The 1,038-nt window shown below is 44.1% G+C and carries 1 protein-coding gene; it reads left to right on the top strand.

The annotated features are described in order from the left end of the window. Positions 1-46 precede the first annotated feature (46 nt). On the top strand, positions 47-982 hold the full coding sequence (locus CQ839_RS24615; RefSeq protein ID WP_103670935.1) for an IS5 family transposase: 936 nt from the start codon (positions 47-49) through the stop codon (positions 980-982). The last annotated feature ends 56 nt before the right edge of the window (positions 983-1,038 follow it).

Genomic DNA, 1,038 nt, shown 5'->3' with positions numbered 1-1,038 from the left:
AGGGGAAGGTAAATTAGATATTAATCAGGAGATGAAACCGTAACAAATGAAACAGCAATATCAGATCCGCAACTGGTCAGAGTATAACGCAGGGCTGAAACAAAGAGGAAGCCTGACTTTTTGGATTAGCGAAGAAGTAATCGAAGGATGGTTAAATCAAACATTAAGTGGAAAACGGGGAGCATCCAAAGACTATAGCGATATAGCAATAGCAACATTTATCACCGTAAAAGCTGTATACCACCAAGCAGGAAGACAAACGCAAGGATTGTTAGAGTCACTATTTACCTTGATGGGCATAGATTTACCAGTGCCAGACCACAGCACCGTATCAAGACGGACAGCAAGTTTAAGCGTGACATTACCAGTAATCCCGAAACAAGGGGCAGTGCATTTAGTAGTTGATTCGACAGGGATCAAAGTTTACGGCGAAGGGGAATGGAAAACACGGCAGCATGGGATTAGTAAGAGACGGACATGGCGTAAATTACACCTAGGAGCCGATGAATCAACAGGAGAAATACTGGCTGCGGTCGTCACCACGAATGATTGCCACGATGGAGAAGTACTTGCGGATATTCTCGAAGGGATTGATGCTGAAATCGCTCAAGTTTCCGCAGATGGAGCTTATGACCATCGCCATTGTTATGACGAGATTGCTCAACATGGCGCTAAAGCCGTGATTCCTCCGCGCAAAGATGCCAAAATCTGGCAGCATGGCAATACCAATGCTCCTCCTCATCCCCGTGACCAAAACCTGCGCTATATCCGTAAACATGGGCGTAAAAAATGGAAACGTGACTCAGGTTATCATCGACGTTCTTTGGCAGAAACGACGATGTTTCGGTTCAAAAAAATCTTTGGTGGTACTTTATGTTCTCGTAAATTTGACAATCAGGCGGTTGAGTTGTTCATCAAATGTGCTGCGCTCAATCGGATGATTCAACTTGCTAAACCTGTCTCCTGTTCTGTTGTTCGTTAATTGTCTATCCTAAGATCCTCCATCTTTTGGCTTCTTTTTATTCATGCAACAACGCC

It is taken from the genome of Pseudanabaena sp. BC1403, assembly GCF_002914585.1.
In the GTDB taxonomy this organism is placed as follows: domain Bacteria; phylum Cyanobacteriota; class Cyanobacteriia; order Pseudanabaenales; family Pseudanabaenaceae; genus Pseudanabaena.
Note: the sequence above shows the minus strand (reverse complement) of the source record. Positions and strands in the feature narration are given on the sequence as shown.

What these genes read in the sequence shown, in the direction of transcription:
- CQ839_RS24615 (WP_103670935.1), top strand. Translation starts at nt 47, where the DNA reads ATGAAACAGCAATATCAGATCCGCAACTGGTCAGAGTATAACGCAGGG.